This window comes from Campylobacter sp. P0109, assembly GCF_002138755.1.
GTDB classification, from domain to species: domain Bacteria; phylum Campylobacterota; class Campylobacteria; order Campylobacterales; family Campylobacteraceae; genus Campylobacter; species Campylobacter devanensis.
Window position 1 is genome coordinate 113,812 of record NZ_MJKK01000003.1, and the last position, 16,990, is coordinate 130,801.

The window sequence follows — 16,990 nt, forward strand, 5'->3', positions numbered from 1 at the left end:
ATATAGCAAATTCTATTCCAAATTTTAGGCTTTATGTTATATTTATTAAATTCAAAGCAAATTTAGCAACTTTTAGATATAATCGCCCCTAAAAATTTGAAAATATTTAAGGAAAATCTAGTGGAAAATATCAGAAATATCGCCGTCATCGCACACGTTGACCACGGTAAAACAACAATGGTAGATGAGCTACTTAAACAATCAGGCACATTTACAGAACACCAAAATATAGGTGAAAGAGTTATGGATAGCAATGATATCGAGCGTGAGCGTGGTATCACAATTCTTAGCAAAAATACAGCTATTCGCTATAAAGATTATAAAATCAATATCATCGACACTCCAGGACACGCCGACTTTGGTGGTGAGGTTGAGCGTGTTTTAAAGATGGTTGATGGGGTTTTGCTTCTTGTAGATGCACAAGAAGGCGTAATGCCACAAACCAAATTCGTTGTAAAAAAAGCCCTATCTTTAGGTCTTCGCCCAATCGTTGTAATAAATAAAATTGATAAACCAGCTGGCGATCCTGATAGAGTTATCAATGAGATTTTTGATCTATTTGTTGCACTTGATGCCAATGATAAACAGCTTGAATTCCCAATCGTATATGCTGCGGCAAAAAATGGCTATGCTAAACATAAGCTAGAAGATGAAAATATCAATATGGAGCCTTTATTTGAAACTATTATAAATCATGTTCCAGCTCCAAGTGGCAAAGATGAAAATCCACTGCAACTTCAAGTTTTCACACTAGATTATGATAATTATGTTGGTAAAATTGGTATTGCGAGAATTTTTAATGGCACAATTAGCAAAAACCAAAATGTAATGCTAGCTAAAGCAGATGGTAGCAAAACAACAGGTAGAATTAGCAAACTTATTGGATTTTTAGGACTTGAACGCACAGATATAGATACAGCAAGTAGCGGAGATATCGTAGCAATTGCCGGATTTGATGCTCTTGATGTAGGAGATAGCGTAGTAGATCCTAACTCACCAATGCCACTTGATCCACTTCATATAGAAGAGCCTACTTTGAGCGTAGTATTTAGCGTAAATGATGGCCCGCTATCAGGTACAGAGGGTAAATATGTAACATCAAATAAACTTGATGAACGCCTAGAGAGCGAGATGAAAACCAATATCGCTATGAAATATGAAAATATAGGCGAAGGTAAATTTAAAGTAAGCGGTCGTGGTGAATTACAAATTACAATTCTAGCTGAAAATATGAGAAGAGAGGGCTTTGAGTTCTGTCTTGGTAGGCCAGAAGTAATTATAAAAGAGATCGATGGAGTAAAATGTGAGCCATTTGAGCTACTTGTAATAGATGCACCAGATGATTGTACTGGAGCAGTAATTGAAAAGCTTGGCAAAAGAAAAGCTGAGATGGTTAGTATGAATCCTACTGGCGATGGTCAAACTAGAATCGAATTTGAGATTCCAGCTCGTGGGCTTATCGGCTTTAGAAGTCAATTTTTGACCGATACAAAAGGCGAAGGTGTTATGAATCACAGCTTTTTAGAGTTTAGACCACTTACTGGCACAGTTGAACATAGAAGCAATGGTGCGTTAGTAAGCATGGAAAATGGCGTCGCTCTTGCATATTCGCTATTTAACCTTCAAGATCGTGGGGTGCTATTTTGCGATCCGCAAACAAAAGTTTATGTAGGTATGATTATTGGCGAACATAGCAGACCAAATGATTTGGATGTAAATCCAATTAAAGGTAAAAATCTAACCAATGTAAGAGCTAGCGGAAGCGATGACGCAATCAAGCTAGTTCCGCCACGCAAACTAAGCTTAGAGCGTGCTTTAGAGTGGATTGAAGAAGATGAATTAGTAGAAGTTACTCCAATAAATATTAGAGTAAGAAAACGCTACTTAGACCCAACAGTACGCAAAAGAATGGCAAAAAAATAGATAAATTTAGGTTGGTTTATTAGCTGTATTTATCTAAATATCTTGTTAAATTCTTAACTAAATTAAGCAGTTAATCTTATAGATCTACTGCTTAATTTGACTTTTAATTTATTATATAATCAAATAGCAAAATCTTTGATTATTATGTATCTAGCTCGCAATAGTAAATTTATACAAAAATATTAGAGTTTAATCCATTAACCCAAATTCACCAACTATTGATAAAATACCGCTATAATCTACAAAATTCAAATCAAAATCAGCACAAACCAAAAAGGAAAAAACAATGAAGAAAATAATGCAAGAACGCTATTCATGTAGAGAATTTAATAACCAAAAAATTAATCAAGAGACTATAAACGAAATTTTAGATCTTACTAGACTAAGCCCTAGCTCATGCGGTTTGGAGCCATGGAAATTTATGGTTGTTAGCAAAGAAAACGATTTAAAAGAATTAGGACAAATCTGTAATAATCAAGCCCAAGTAAGCGGATGTAGCCACGCTATAATCATCATCGCACGCAACGATCTAAAAGAGGGTTGTGATTTTATAAGAACTCAAGTAGATCGCAAACCTCGCACTCCTGAGAGACTTCAAAAAGCCCTTGATCACTTCGCAGCAAGGTTTAACCCGCAAACCGATGAAGAGCTAATGCACTACGCATCACTACAATGCTATATGGCAAGTGCTAATATGGTCAATATCGCTCAAAGTCTAGGTGTTAAAAGCTGCATTGTAGCTGGTTTTGATGCAGATAAATTAAATGATTTTGTAAATTTAGGAGAGAATTTTAGACCTGTTCTTGTAATTGCTTTAGGATATAGCGATGAAGAAGCACCAGCTAAAATTCGCCAAAGTTTAGAACAAGTAGTAATCTATAAATAAGGGCAAAAATGGAAGTAACACTGCTAAATCACACGCCACTATGGGTTTGTTCTAACGCTATTCGTACCTGCTGGCAAAGCTTCGATAAAGGCGATAATGGCGGCGAAATAGATCTAGCGTTAATCGATAGAGTAGGCAATCAACTCAAACACGCAAGCACGCTAGAGCATCTATTTTATAACTTTTATATAAAAGGCATTAGCAGAGCTTGCCTCCAAGAGTTAGCTCGCCACCGCATAGCTAACCTAAGCGTCAAATCCACTAGATACACCCTAAAAGAGCTAAAAAACGAAAGCGAATTTAAGCCTAATGACTTTGATAACGCAAGTAGATATATAGTGCTAACTAGCAATGAATTTGTAGATAACGCAAGCATAAACGCACTTGAAAACTTACGCCAAATTCTAAACCAAAACACAAGCTTAGATATAGCCAAATACTGCCTTCCAGAGAGCTATAAAACAGAATTAAGCTGGAGTATAAATGCTAGAAGCTTACAAAATTTCTTAAACCTTAGAAGTTCTAAAAGTGCCCTTTGGGAGATTCGAAATCTAGCAAATGCAATATATAATGCACTCCCTAATAAGCATAAATTTATCTTTGCTGAGTGCGTTTATAAAGATTAAAATAATATAGATTTTAGTAAGAGCTAAAATCTATATTTAACTATATTGTTTTAAAGCGTAAAATAACTGCTAAAGCACACGGTACTAACATTACTAAAGCTAGAAATAACGGAGTATTTGCCCCAAGCGCTCCAACCCCAAAAGCAATTACCCCAGCTAATCCAAACTGCATAGTCCCAAGCACAGCTGAGGCGGTACCAGAGTGGTCTGTAAATCTTGCCATTGCTAATGTTGTAGCATTTGGCAAAATAAATCCAAGCATACTAATAGCTACAAAAATTCCAGCCTCAAAAATCCAAAATCCAAGCCCTAAAAGCGCTCCAATGCTTACTACTACAAGCGCTCCAAGCATTATAAATAGGGCGAATTTAAGCAAATTTTGACAATCAAAATTTCTAGTAAGCCTAGCATTAATATTAGCAAATAGTACAAATCCAAGTGCATTAATACCAAAAAGAAGCCCATACTGCGTTCCGCTTAGCCCAAAATGACCCATAAAAACAAATGATGAACCAGTAATATAGGCAAAAAGTACCGCCGAAGCAAATGCGCCAAGCAGACTATAAAGTATAAATATCTGCTCTTTTAGGACAAATTTATAACTAGCAATAGTAGCTTGATGAGAAAATTTAGTTCGTACTGGCTGAGTCTCTTTAAGTCCAAAAATAATAAACCCAAGTAACAAAATTCCTAACATAAAAAGAACCGCAAAAATACTTTGCCACGAAAAATAGCTAAGCAAAAGCCCACCAAATGTCGGCGATAACATAGGTGCAAGCGATGAAAAAACCATCATCAAAGCATACACTCCAGCAGCATCTTTGATATCAAAACTATCATTGACAATAGCCCTAGCAATCACCACGCCAGCACAACCGCCAAGCGCTTCAAAAAATCGCAAAGTAATAAAAATATAGATATTATCCACTAGCACGCACCCAAGACTTGAAGCAATAAATATCAAAATTCCAATTATCAAGGGAGTCTTACGCCCAAATGTATCACTTAAAGGACCATAGATAAGCTGCCCCAAAGCAAATGCTATAAAAAAACTAGCAAGACTTAATTGAGTAAGAAACTCACTAGCTAAAAAGCTACTTTGAACATGCGATAGCGCTGGCAGATACATATCTGTAGATAGCGGTGCAATGCTAGACATAAAGGCTAAAATAATGATTAATTTAAATTTAGCAAATCCATGGATCTTTGTAGTGCTTCGCATAAAAAAAGAGCCTTAAAAGTGTAGATTACAAAAAGTGGCCGGGAGAAAGGGATTCGAACCCCTGGAGGCTTTCACACCTCAACGGTTTTCAAGACCGCCGCTTTCGACCACTCAGCCATCTCCCGAGTATATTATTTAGAAGTTTTTTGTTCTACCCAGCTAGCACCTTGATTGACCTTTTCTTTAGACCATTCATAGGCATCTTTAGAATCCTCTTTGACTCCGTGCCAAGTATTAGAACATCCGCATAATAACAAGATAAAAGCACAAAATATACAACGCATATAAATCCTGTATAATATGGAGGCGACACCCAGATTCGAACTGGGGGTAAAAGCTTTGCAGGCTTCTGCCTTACCACTTGGCCATGTCGCCATATGCTAGTGGTGCCCAGAGCCGGACTTGAACCGGCACGGAAGTAATTTCCGAGGGATTTTAAGTCCCTTGTGTCTACCATTCCACCACCTGGGCTAAATATGGAGCGGGAAACGAGATTCGAACTCGCGACCCCAACCTTGGCAAGGTTGTGCTCTACCCCTGAGCTATTCCCGCATCAATTTTGGAAATTGAATAATAGCAAAAGAAACCTTAAAATTTAATTTGATTTTACTAAATTTTAAAAAATTTTATCTATTTTTATCTAATTTATTGAATTTCATAAATTTCATAAAATTATAAGCAAAATAAATGTATCATTACAATCTATTTTTTAAATGGGGTTATAGCTCAGCTGGGAGAGCGCTTGAATGGCATTCAAGAGGTCGGCGGTTCGATCCCGCTTAACTCCACCATTTAATATCTTATATCTATTTAAATCCTTTTTTTATTTATTCAGTTTTATTGCCTATTTTTCATACTTGGAGAGGGTTTTTTATTGCTGTTTTTTCTCAATTGATTTTGAAAAAAATACTATTAATTCTCAAAAAATTTTTACTACTAATTAAGTCACTATTGAAGGAGTTATTATGGCTAATATTTCAAAGACTTGTTTGAGTGATAAAGATATCGAGCTTTTATAGATAAGAGATAAAAAATATTTTGCTGTTGTGGGAAATCCTAAGGAGCTTGAAATTTATATCAATCCTAAAGGAAGCAAGGTTTTTCAATTACTATTTATGACAAATATGGCAAAAAACATAAAGAGTTGGAATTTATAATGTGCTTAAGGCTATGAAAGATGCCATTAAGCTACTAAATAAATTTGATGAGCCAGGAAAGGATTTTAATCTATTAAATGGAGCTAAAAAGCATACATATAAAGAGCTATTTATAAAGTATATGGATAAAAAATTAAGATAGATGGCATTAGTAGATATATCGGTGTGGTATATTAGCTAGATATGACTTTGGTAGTATTATAAGCTCTAGCCCATATGTAGAAGCCTCTTTTAGATATGGTAGAAACTACGTATCAATGGTATAGCAAATATCAAATTTGAATTCTAAATATTATTTGAATTTTAGAGATCTTATTTATATTATTTGGGTTTTTAAGCTTTACCTTTTTTTGAACCCTTTTAAATTCTTTAATCCCTTTTAAATCCCCAAGAATTGCAATTCTAAATATCTCAATCCAAAGATTCTAAATTTATCCAACCGAAAATTTAAATTTCTCAAAACTAAATTTTTAAATTATTTTTTTAATACCAAAATTTGTTTTTAATCACTTAGAATAATTTAGATAATTTACCAAAGTGCCATCTGTGATTTTATCACTATTTAAGCATTTTTTAGTATAATGCTACCTTGATTTCGGGGGGGATACTTTTCCCCCATTTTATTTTAGCTCAACTCCTTATCAAAACCTTGTAAAATATCATCTAAATATTGAATAATCATATTTGGCTTAATATTAAAATAATAAAATTTCTCTTTGCTAAAATCCACCCTAACAGACAATCTAGGAACTCCCAATGCCCTTAATTTCAATAAATTTTCAAAATGAAAAGCTCTATTTCTAATACTTTTTGTAAGTAGCAATATACCATAAGCCTTTTGATAGTTGCTAAGTGGTATTTTATTTAACCTTTCTTTATTTTTCTCATAATATTTTTTAAAAGAAAACCCATCTAAAAACTCTTTATCAAACGCACAGCTATGAATTTTATAATACTCCACCACCCTTATCCAAAACCCAAAAGTCTGCCTAGAAACCAAAATATCATGCTCTTTTATCCTACCCTTATCATCATCTAGCCCTATACTATCTGCTAAATCAAACATCCAATGTCGATTTTTTTCGCACATTTTTCTATCAATTCTATTTCTAATGATGATTTCTATTTTAGCTAGCTTCGGCGCTACACTGCCTAGCATTTCGAAGTTTGCTTCATGCTCATCAATACTACTATAGCTATCTATGCGTGGGCTTGAATATAACTCTATATATTTTTTTCTATTCATTTTATCGCTTTTTCTCTAATTCTACACTATTAAATCTTTAAAATCAATAGCCAATTTTAATAGCATTAAACACCCATAAAATCAAATAAAAGATTTTAAATTTAAATAGAAAAAATTATTTATAATTCTTATCAAAAATAAATTTTTTCATTTTTTGCTATAACTTGGGCTAAATTTATTCAACTAAAATTTTAAATTTCTAAAAACAAAATTTTACATTTACCAAACAAAATACCGCACAAAATTTCACAATCTTATATAAAACGACAAATTGTGTCATCTGGCTTTGTTATAATTCTGTCTATAAATCAACCTACAAGGAGCAAACAATGAAAGCAAAATACGCAATAGCAGCGATCGCACTAGGTGCAGCAGGCTTCATGGCCAAAAAATGGCTAGACAAAGAGGTGGAAAAATCCAGAGAGATATATGGTGATGATTACTCCATCAAAGATACCTTATTGGATAAATTAGAAAATGGTCTTTGGAAGTCTTATGATGCGCTTGAGAGAGCCGAAGAGACTACGCTAACTGCTCTTGATAAACTACAAACCAAGATCACAGGCAAAGAGGTAGATCACCGCACGATTTTAGATCTCAATGAGGTATCGCCAGAGACAAGAGAGGCTTTGCTTAAGATTTTTGGTGCTATGTCTATGAATGCTGGATTTAATGAAGGTGCCAACAAATCAGAGCCTTGTGGCGCCGATCAAGCACAACCACTCAATACCAATGCCTGCGAGACAAACCAATCATAGTCTTGCGCTACCAATACTGGTGAAAAAGAGCGATAAAAGCGCTCTTATCAGTAGGTTTTAAGACAGGGGGGGGGTATAATCAAAATTTTGATGTCAAATCCGCCAAACTCTTATAAATTTGATTTATGAGAATTTGGCGTGGCTAGGATTACGCTAATGGGGGTGATGAAAATTTATCATTTACTTATAAACAGCTTAAATACATACTCTTAACCTAAATATAATCTTATTTTTATAGGGTGTGGATATAATTATAAATCTTTTTACAATTTAGGAGAAATAATGACAAACAAACAAAAATCATACATTGAATGTGGCAATAAAGCCATAAATATCGCTCAAAATACAGATTGTCTAAATGACAAGATCCAAGAGTTAAGTCTGCTTACTAAAAGTATTGAAAATCAAGAGTTATTGGTGCCTGTAATCGGTGGATTTAGCTCTGGTAAATCAAGTCTTATAAATAGCTTTTTAGGCTCTAATGTCTTAGGTGTCGCAATCACTCCGCAAACTGCGATAGCCACAGAGCTAAGATATAGCAGTGAAGAAAAAATAGAAGCTATAAAAGATGATGAAAGCATAGATGTTTTTAAAATAAACGAACTTGAAAAAGTAGAAGAAAAAGCACAAACTTATAACCATATCAAACTATATTTAAATAATCAAAAATTAAAAGAGATCGATCCTATCGTATTGGTAGATATGCCTGGATTTAATGCGCCTATCGCTACGCACAATAAAGCTATCAATAGATATATGCCAAACGGAGTGTATTTCATCGCTTTGCTCTCAGGTGCGGATGAAAAGACCATAACCAAAACTTATATTACAGAATTAAATGGAATTCACACAAGAGGCAAGGAATTTCAACTATGTATAAGTAAGACAAATCTACTCCCACAAAGAGATATAGAACAGATCAAAAGCTATGCCAAAGATACGCTAGAAATGGAATTTGGATATAGCAAAGATATAGAGTTATTAGATGATAATTCGGGAGCAAAATTAGAGAAAATCTTAAAAGATATTGATATAGAATCTCTGTTTGAGAGTATCTATAAGCCACATATAAGTATGAATTTAAAAGAGATGGAGTCTACCATCAATACCACAATTTCAGCTCTAAGATATGATAAACAAGATGCTATAAATGCTATCGATGAGCTAAAAAATGGTATATCTCAAATAGAGATAGAAAAGAAAAAAGCCATAGATAACGCCAATAGTAAATACAATGATACCAATATAGAAGGTATCATTGGCGTTGTTAGCTCCGCACTTAGTAACAACGCTACCACACTAGCCCAATCTGCACTAAATGGTGGAGATATACAAAGCGCTATAAATAATATTATAAACTCAGTTCTACCATCTGAAATTCAAAAGAGATTAAGCGGTATCCAACAAAATGTGATTGATAACTTCAAGCTTAGTATAGGCAATATAGATATGAAAGCCTCTGATATACAGACTTGGGCCGATGGGTTAAAAGATATTGTCTCTGGGGCTTGTTTTGTCGCAAATACTCTATTAAACAGCGATATCAATAAAAAATCAAGTAGCGCATTAGTAAGTAGCGCAATAGGTATAGGTGGTGGAGCATTAGCCGCTCAAGCCTTGGCTAAAATAGGCTTTACTATAAATCCGATAGTAGGGACAATTTTAAGTGCTGTTTTTGCTATTTTGCCTGGAATCTTTGGCAAAATAGCAGACTCAAAAAGGCTAGAAGCCGTAATAGAACAAGTCCGAAACGAAGTAATCCCTAGCATATTATCCCAAATTCGCCCTAAGCTAAATGAATATTTCGCCAAAACAACAAACGAGATAATAAACGCAATAAGCCAAGAATTTACTCAAAAAATGTCAGAAAAAGAAGATGAGATAAAAAACGCCCAAAAAGAGAAAGAACTAGCAATAAGTGAAGTAGAAGATAAAATTTCATATCTAGAAGATAGAAGAGTCGAGATCCAAGCTCTAATCAAAAATATCTAAAAAGGAGAAAAAATGGAAAATCTACTAAAAATGAGCCAGACACTAGAAAATCTAGTGCAAGAAAATGACCTAGTAGGCGAGCTTCAAGGCATAGAAAAAGAACACGGCATAAGGCCAAGTGCTGAGCTAAAAGAGGCGCTTGATGAAAAAATGGAGCCAGAAAGAGATTTAAAAATAGGAATTTTAGGTCGTGTGAAAGCTGGGAAAAGCTCACTTTTAAATGCTCTTGTTTTTAAAGGGCAAAATGTATTGCCAAAGGCTGCTACTCCGATGACTGCGGCACTTACTGTTTTAGAGTATGGTGATAGATTTGAAGCAAGCATAGAGTATTATAGCCAAGATGAAATAGAAACAATAAAATCAAATCATGCTACTTGCCAAAAGATTTTAGAAGATCATCAAAATGCAAAATTTACTGAATTAAAACAAAACAATAGAAAAGGCCAAAGCGATAGCGAGCTACAAGAATCGGCTAGAAAAGATGCGATTAAAAAACTAAAAAAAGACGAAGCTTCTCTTTATGCTTATTATGAGCAATATGAGCAAATAAAGCAAAGTGGTATAAATGCTAGTTCTATTGGAGAGAAAGAAATATTGACTTGCTCTAGCTATGATGAACTAAATGAAAAACTAAAAGACTATATAGGTTCTAGCGGTAAATACACACCTTTTACAAAATCAATTACGCTTAAATTAAACGAAGAAATGCTAAAAGATGTAAAAATCATAGACACTCCAGGTGTAAATGATCCTATCGTATCAAGAGAGGAGCGCACAAAAGCACTTATTGCTAAGTGCGATGTAGTATTTTTGGTATCTCCTGCTGGGCAGTTTTTGGATGATGTTGATTTAGAGCTTTTAAGCAATGTAAATGAAAAAAATGGAATAAAAGAGTTTCATATCGTAGCTTCTCAGTTTGACTTACAGCTAAGTGCACCAGAGATAATAGGAAATGGAGTATTAGATGAGGCTATTCAAAGAGCACTTACTCCACTTTCAAGACAACAAAAAAATGTATTTGAAAATAAAAAAAGCTCTTATAATGATAAAATATATGAACAATTAACTCGCTTTAATGTGCTTTATAGCTCTGGTATAAGCACAGAGATTATAAATAATTATGATAATTTACAAGATGAAAATGCTACTCATGCTTTGGGCTTATTTAAAAAACATTATCCTGATTATTTTTCTAATAAAGAAACAGCTATATCAAATCTCAAAAAGCTCTCAAATATAGATGAGATTTTAAAAGTGCTAGAAAATGTTCGCAAAGAAAAAGATGAAATCATTAAAGGTATAATGGATGATTTTATTTATAGTAAAAAAAGCGCATTAAATCAATACAAAAATGAAATTGGTGCGATAATAAATAAAAAAATAGAAGTGCTAAACTCAACTGATATAGAGGAGCTAAAAGCGCAAATCGAAAAAATCAAAAGCGTAAAATCAAAGGTGGTAATAAACGCAAACGCAGCCTTTGAAGATAGCGGAGCTGAGCTAAGCTCAAAGCTAAAAGAAAAGCTAAACACTCAAATAAAAGCTCTTTTTGGTGGCATTTCAAGTGCTAGTGAAAATGCAAAAGGCTCTGAGACTGTAACCAAAACCAAAAAAGTTGAAGATGGTCGTGTGCTAGGTTTTTTGTGGAAAAAATATAAAGATGTAAATTATCAAGTATCAATAGATACTTTAAATGCTTCATCACTTCGCACAGCAGCTCAAGATGCTGTTATAGAAATAAGCAATATACTAGGAGATGTATATAGCGACAATATAAGAATGTGGAAAAAAACTATTTTAAAAGACCTGCTAACTTCACTTCAAGAAAGCGTAGGAGATGAAGCCTTGGACGCTGATATGATAAAGCAAAGTGTAAGAAATATAATAGCAAATATTTCATTACCTGAGTTTAGCTATGATACTACCTTGCCTGCCGCCTTGCAAAAATCAGGCAAACTAGTGGGCTATGAGCGTGATGAGTTTTTAAATGCGCTTGAAAGCTTTCAAAGTGAGCTAAGAAGTAGAACAAACGCTGATATAAAAGCAATTTGCGCTACTCTTGATAAAGCTATTTCAAATGCTAATATAGGTGATAAATTCATAAACTCTTATGAAGAAAAGATAGAGCAACTAGCCAAAGATGCTCAGGATAAAGAGTCTAGCCTAGCTAGATATAGATCCATTTTAGACCAACTAAACCAAATAGAAGGATAAATATGCCAAACTATGAAAAACGCATAAAAGAGACTATAGAAACTTTAAAAAGCGGCTTATTCGAAAGAGAAGAGTGCCTAAAGCTAGTATTACTATCTATGTTTGCTGGGAAGTCTATATTTCTCTATGGGCCTCCTGGAACTGCAAAATCTATGATAGCAAGGAGAGCTAGCTTAGCATTTAAAATCACAGATAATTCACAAGATGAAAGTAAAGAGTCAAATAACGGCTTTTTTGCCTATTTGATGAATAGATTTTCAACACCAGAAGAGATATTTGGGCCAATAGACATAGCAGAACTTAAAAAAAATAATCTAACAAGAAAAACAGATGGCTACTTGCCAACTGCTCATTTTGCTTTTTTAGATGAGATATGGAAAAGCTCACCAGCTATCTTAAATACACTACTTACTATAATAAACGAAAGAATTTATAGAGATGGTAATAAAGATATTAAAGTCCCGCTAAAAGGTGTAGTCTGCGCTAGTAATGAGTTTCCACCAGATAACCAAGGTCTAGAAGCCCTATATGATAGGATGATTTTAAGGTATTTTGTGAAGCCATTAGAAGAGCGTGAGAATTTCAAAAAGCTTTTCAAAAGCAAAAAATCCAATGATATAAAGCCCTTAGAGCCTTTTAGCATTAGTGAATTAGAGCAGATAGCCATCAAATCCCAAGATATAAAATTTGAGCAAGACACAATGGATCTAATCTGCGATCTAAAATCCCAAATCCAACTACTAAACCAAGATAAAGAGTATCGCAAGGAGTTTTTATCTAGTGATGAGTATAAACCTATCTATATATCAGACAGACGCTGGAAGCAGTGCGCTGAGCTACTCCAAACTGCTGCTTTACTAAGTGATAGAGATAGAGTGGAGAGATACGATCTAGCTCTTTTAGCTCACTTGCTTTGGAGTAGTGAAGAAGATAAAGTGATAATAGAGAAAATTCTCTTTAATGTTTTAAATGAAAATTCAAATTTCGATAGTGAATTAAAAGCTTTAAAAGAAGATAATTTAAATCTTAAAAATCTAATAGAAAAAAACCTATACTCCCCAAATGGTAAACCCAAAAAAGTAGATAATAATGATAAAAACAAATATCTACAAATATCCAAAGATCAAATCACAAAGGCTAATAATCTAAAAAACAATATAGAAGCCGAGTTTCAAAAAGCCAAAGCAAGTATCAAAAATCCATTTTTAAGCCAAAATGATATAGAGTTATCACTTAGTAGCTATACTCTACCACTCAAAGAGGCTAATAATGAAATTCTAAAAGCCAAAGAGTTAGAAAACATAGTAGAAAATCAACCAGTAAATGAAAAGCTTAAAAAAGCAAGTAGTGCTGAGTATAAATATCACCCAGAAACCAATGAAGAGCTTAGAGAGCTAGTCTCCCATGAGAGTGTAAAGCTAAGCGAGATAGATATAAGCAAAGTGAGTGATTTGTCTGAATTATTTAAAGATAGTCAAAGAAGCGATTTTAGTGGTATAGAGGAGTGGGATGTATCTCATGTAACAAATATGAGCGGTATGTTCCAAAGCGCCACTAGCTTTAACCAACCACTCAATGATTGGGATGTATCTCATGTAACAAATATGAGCGGTATGTTCCAAAGCGCCACTAGCTTTAACCAACCACTCAATGATTGGGATGTATCTAATGTAACCAATATGAGCTATATGTTCGCTGATGCTGTAAATTTTAACTCAGATATATCTAGCTGGGATGTATCTCATGTAACTGATATGAGTAGTATGTTTGCCAGCGCCTTTAACTTCAACCAACCGCTAAATGATTGGAATGTATCTCATGTAACAAATATGAGCCATATGTTTTATAGGGCTATTAGCTTTAACCAACCGCTAAATAACTGGGATGTATCCAGTGTAACTAATATGAGCGGTATGTTTGCTATAAGATATGAAATGAATTATAGATATATTGACTATACTCCGGATATTTTTACAAATTATCAAATTTATGGAATTTTTAATTATGACAATGAAACACCAACTATCTTTAACCAACCGCTAAATAACTGGGATGTATCCAGTGTAACTAATATGGAAGGTATGTTTTTGGGCAATGAGTCGTTTAATCAGCTTTTAAATGATTGGAATGTATCTAATGTGAAAAATATCCGTGGAATGTTTTTTAAGGCTAAATCATTTAACCAGCCACTAGTATCTTGGAAAATATCGATAGATGAAAATAAATTTAAAGTTTTAGCCTTTTATGGCTCCGCCCAAAATCCCCTACCACGATGGTATGAGCAGAAACAATGAAAAAAGAAAATAACAATACATTAAACACTCACGGTCTCTTAGAAGACCCAGAGATAAAAGCGAAATTTGATGAGAGTCTAGAAGAAGAGACAAAGCAGATAGAGGCCAAGCTAGCCAATCCACCTTTTGAAGAGGAGAAATTAACGCTTTTTGAGCATAAATGTATGAAAAATTCAAACTCCCTAGAGGGCTTAGAAAAGCAAATTCAAAATGATTTGTCTAGCTTTAAAAAGTTCAATCCAAATCAAAAAATTGATTTCATAGAGCAAAATAAAAATGAAATTTTAAATCCGAAAAATTCAGCCGATGATCCAAAATTTAAATTTGATGAGATCTCAAAGCTAAGAAATTTCACTATAAGCAAATGGAGCGATACCCTAGATGAAAAAACCCAAAAATGGGCAGAAAATACCAAAAACTCTATGAGCAATGACTTTCTTAAGCGTATGCAAGCGTGGTTTGACGCTATGCTAAAAGCCAAAGAACTAGAGAAGCAAGCGCCAGAGCTTTTCGGTGATGATGGGCTATTTGGCGATGCGGTAGATATGGTCAATGACGCCTTAGATTTAGACAATCTAGGCGACCTAAAATACCAAAAAAGGGTGCTAGGCGACTTCGGCGATCTAAGCGATATAGCAGCAAATTCAAAAGGCTTTGGCAACCAAAAAGGCAATCTAAGCAGATATAGCATAGCGCAAATTCTAAATTATTTTAATATGATTAAAAACAATAAAGCTCTTATGGATATTTGCGATATTTTGGGGCGTATGCAAAATGAAGAAAAAGAGCTATATAAAGAAAAAATCATGGAATTGACCGCATATTCTTACACGCAGACCACACCTACAAAACGATATAAAGAAGAGATTATAGGTATCACTCTAGGCAATGATTTAGAAAATATCGTCCCACAAGAGATGTCGCTTTTGGATGATGAGGATTTGGAGCTTTTGTTTGATTTGAAATATATAGAAAATAGGCTATTTTGTTTTGAAAAACAAGGCCTTATAAGCAACCAAGAAGAGGGTCAAAAAGAGATAGAAAAAGAGGTAGAAAAAGAGCGCAAAAAAGAAGACCAAAAAGGCCCCATCATCATATGTGTAGATACTAGCGGATCTATGCAGGGCAGCCCTGAGACCATAGCCAAGGCCATCACCCTTATGCTAACTGCTAAGGCTAGAAAAGAAAATAGAAATTGCTATTTAATCAATTTTAGCACTAGCACTATATGTACTGATATGAGCGGAGCTATGGGGATAAATAAAATTAATGATTTTTTGGAGCTTAGCTTTAATGGCGGAACCGATGTAGGTGCTGGACTTAGAGTAGGTGTAGAGCAGATGAACAAAGAAAATTACAAAAACTCTGATTTATTAGTAATTAGCGATGGGGACTTTGGCTACATAGATAGCAATCTACATAAACAAATAGAAGAAAAACGCAAACAAAAAAACAAATTCTATCTACTAGATGTCGATGGGAATTCTGGCAAAAAGGATTTTTTTGACAAGCATTGGGTCTATGACTCAAATACAAAAAATATTCGCATTCTATGTGAATTAAAACAACAAATGAAGGATGATTAGTGTATAAAACCAAAATAGAAAATATCATAAAAGAGCTAAGCTCTGGCTTATTCGAAAGAGAAGAGTGCCTAAAATTAGTATTACTATCTATGTTTGCTGGGAAGTCTATATTTCTCTATGGGCCTCCTGGAACTGCCAAATCTATGATAGCAAGGAGAGCTAGCTTAGCCTTTCAAATCACAGATAATTCACAAGATGAAAGTAAAGAGTCAAATAATGGCTTTTTTGCCTATTTGATGAATAGATTTTCAACACCAGAAGAGATATTTGGGCCAATAGACATAGCAGAACTTAAAAAAAATAATCTAACAAGAAAAACAGATGGCTACTTGCCAACTGCTCATTTTGCTTTTTTAGATGAGATATGGAAAAGCTCACCAGCTATCTTAAATACACTACTTACTATAATAAACGAGAGAATTTATAGAGATGGTAATAAAGATATTAAAGTTCCATTAAAAGGTGTAGTCTGTGCTAGTAATGAGTTTCCACCAGATAATCAAGGTCTAGAAGCCCTATATGATAGGATGATTTTAAGGTATTTTGTAAAGCCATTAGATGAAAAGGAGAATTTCTTTAATCTACTTCAATCACCTAGCTCTAAATCTCCAAATTGTAAAGAGAGATTTACCTATGATGAGCTAGAGCAAATCTTAAAAGACAAAGAGAAGATAAAGATAAGCCCCGATGCCCTAGAGCTAATACACAATATCAAAGTAACCATAGAGTCCCTAGCGACAAATACAGAGCAAACTCTTAAAATCCTAGGTCTTAAATCACTCCCCGAAAATTTCAAAGCCCCTTATATATCAGACAGACGCTGGAAGCAGTGCGCTGAGCTACTCCAAACTGCTGCTTTACTAAGTGATAGAGATAGAGTGGAGAGATACGATCTAGCTCTTTTAGCTCACTTGCTTTGGAGTAGTGAAGAAGATAAAGTGATAATAGAGAAAATTCTCTTTAATGTTTTAAATGAAAATTCAAATTTCGATAGTGAATTAAAGGCTTTAAAAGAAGATAATTTAAATCTTAAAAATCTAATAGAAAAAAACCTATACTCCCCAAACGGCAAACCAAAAAAAGTAG

13 protein-coding genes and 5 tRNA genes are annotated in these 16,990 nt (G+C 34.1%); 11 read left to right on the forward strand and 7 right to left on the reverse strand.

The annotated features are described in order from the left end of the window. Nucleotides 1-120: 120 nt before the first annotated feature. The 3 genes from typA to thyX all read left to right on the forward strand — a co-directional run bounded on the left by typA (nt 121) and on the right by thyX (nt 3,435). A complete protein-coding gene (gene typA / locus CIGNP109_RS04360) occupies nt 121-1,923 on the forward strand; it encodes a translational GTPase TypA (RefSeq protein WP_086228345.1) in 1,803 nt (600 codons plus the stop codon). A gap of 286 nt (nt 1,924-2,209) precedes the next feature. After that, a complete protein-coding gene (locus tag CIGNP109_RS04365) occupies nt 2,210-2,809 on the forward strand; it encodes a nitroreductase family protein (RefSeq protein WP_086224933.1) in 600 nt (199 codons plus the stop codon). A gap of 8 nt (nt 2,810-2,817) precedes the next feature. Then, on the forward strand, nt 2,818-3,435 hold the full coding sequence (gene thyX, locus CIGNP109_RS04370) for an FAD-dependent thymidylate synthase (protein WP_086228346.1): 618 nt from the start codon (nt 2,818-2,820) through the stop codon (nt 3,433-3,435). A gap of 40 nt (nt 3,436-3,475) precedes the next feature. Here the strand turns inward: thyX and CIGNP109_RS04375 are convergent, their stop codons facing one another. The 6 genes from CIGNP109_RS04375 to CIGNP109_RS04395 form a co-directional block, all read right to left on the reverse strand. Then, entirely contained in the window at nt 3,476-4,657 is a 1,182-nt protein-coding gene (locus CIGNP109_RS04375; RefSeq protein WP_086228347.1) for a multidrug effflux MFS transporter, read from the reverse strand. 35 nt (nt 4,658-4,692) lie between these two features. Further along, a tRNA-Ser gene (locus tag CIGNP109_RS04380) sits at nt 4,693-4,782 on the reverse strand. A 6-nt stretch (nt 4,783-4,788) separates the two neighbouring features. Beyond that, entirely contained in the window at nt 4,789-4,941 is a 153-nt protein-coding gene (locus CIGNP109_RS08425; protein WP_180380014.1) for a hypothetical protein, read from the reverse strand. Between the two features lie 17 nt (nt 4,942-4,958). Further along, nucleotides 4,959-5,032 (reverse strand) — tRNA-Cys (locus CIGNP109_RS04385). A gap of 9 nt (nt 5,033-5,041) precedes the next feature. Further along, nucleotides 5,042-5,128 (reverse strand) — tRNA-Leu (locus tag CIGNP109_RS04390). Between the two features lie 6 nt (nt 5,129-5,134). Further along, nucleotides 5,135-5,209 (reverse strand) — tRNA-Gly (locus CIGNP109_RS04395). A gap of 163 nt (nt 5,210-5,372) precedes the next feature. On the opposite strand from CIGNP109_RS04395, the gene CIGNP109_RS04400 reads away from it, so the two are divergent. Together CIGNP109_RS04400 and CIGNP109_RS08755 are read left to right on the forward strand one after the other, a co-directional pair. Continuing rightward, nucleotides 5,373-5,448 (forward strand) — tRNA-Ala (locus CIGNP109_RS04400). A 379-nt stretch (nt 5,449-5,827) separates the two neighbouring features. Further along, nucleotides 5,828-5,956, forward strand: coding sequence for a hypothetical protein (locus CIGNP109_RS08755; RefSeq protein WP_272887905.1), 129 nt, complete (start codon nt 5,828-5,830; stop codon nt 5,954-5,956). A 483-nt stretch (nt 5,957-6,439) separates the two neighbouring features. On the opposite strand, the gene CIGNP109_RS04405 is transcribed toward CIGNP109_RS08755, so the two are convergent. Next, nucleotides 6,440-7,060, reverse strand: a complete 621-nt coding sequence (locus CIGNP109_RS04405; protein ID WP_086228348.1) for a hypothetical protein — start codon at nt 7,058-7,060, stop codon at nt 6,440-6,442. A 329-nt stretch (nt 7,061-7,389) separates the two neighbouring features. On the opposite strand from CIGNP109_RS04405, the gene CIGNP109_RS04410 reads away from it, so the two are divergent. From CIGNP109_RS04410 to CIGNP109_RS08430, 6 genes are all read left to right on the forward strand, one after another. Then, nucleotides 7,390-7,818 carry a hypothetical protein gene (locus CIGNP109_RS04410; RefSeq protein WP_086226048.1) on the forward strand — a complete coding sequence of 143 codons (429 nt, stop codon included), beginning with the start codon at nt 7,390-7,392 and terminating at the stop codon, nt 7,816-7,818. A 282-nt stretch (nt 7,819-8,100) separates the two neighbouring features. Then, nucleotides 8,101-9,810, forward strand: a complete 1,710-nt coding sequence (locus tag CIGNP109_RS04415; protein ID WP_086228349.1) for a dynamin family protein — start codon at nt 8,101-8,103, stop codon at nt 9,808-9,810. 12 nt (nt 9,811-9,822) lie between these two features. Continuing rightward, nucleotides 9,823-12,024 (forward strand): dynamin family protein, encoded by a 2,202-nt coding sequence (locus CIGNP109_RS04420; RefSeq protein WP_086228350.1) that lies wholly within the window; start codon nt 9,823-9,825, stop codon nt 12,022-12,024. Nucleotides 12,025-12,026: 2 nt separating this feature from the next. Further along, a complete protein-coding gene (locus CIGNP109_RS04425) occupies nt 12,027-14,318 on the forward strand; it encodes a BspA family leucine-rich repeat surface protein (RefSeq protein WP_086228351.1) in 2,292 nt (763 codons plus the stop codon). Beyond that, the gene (locus CIGNP109_RS04430) at nt 14,315-15,904 is read left to right on the forward strand and encodes a VWA domain-containing protein (protein WP_236847557.1); all 1,590 of its coding nucleotides are present in this window, start codon (nt 14,315-14,317) and stop codon (nt 15,902-15,904) included. Before CIGNP109_RS04425 ends, CIGNP109_RS04430 begins: the two co-directional genes overlap by 4 nt. Then, the coding region (locus CIGNP109_RS08430) for an AAA family ATPase (RefSeq protein WP_180380015.1) at nt 15,904-16,990 on the forward strand (1,087 nt) is incomplete at its 3' end. The genes CIGNP109_RS04430 and CIGNP109_RS08430, both read left to right, overlap by 1 nt.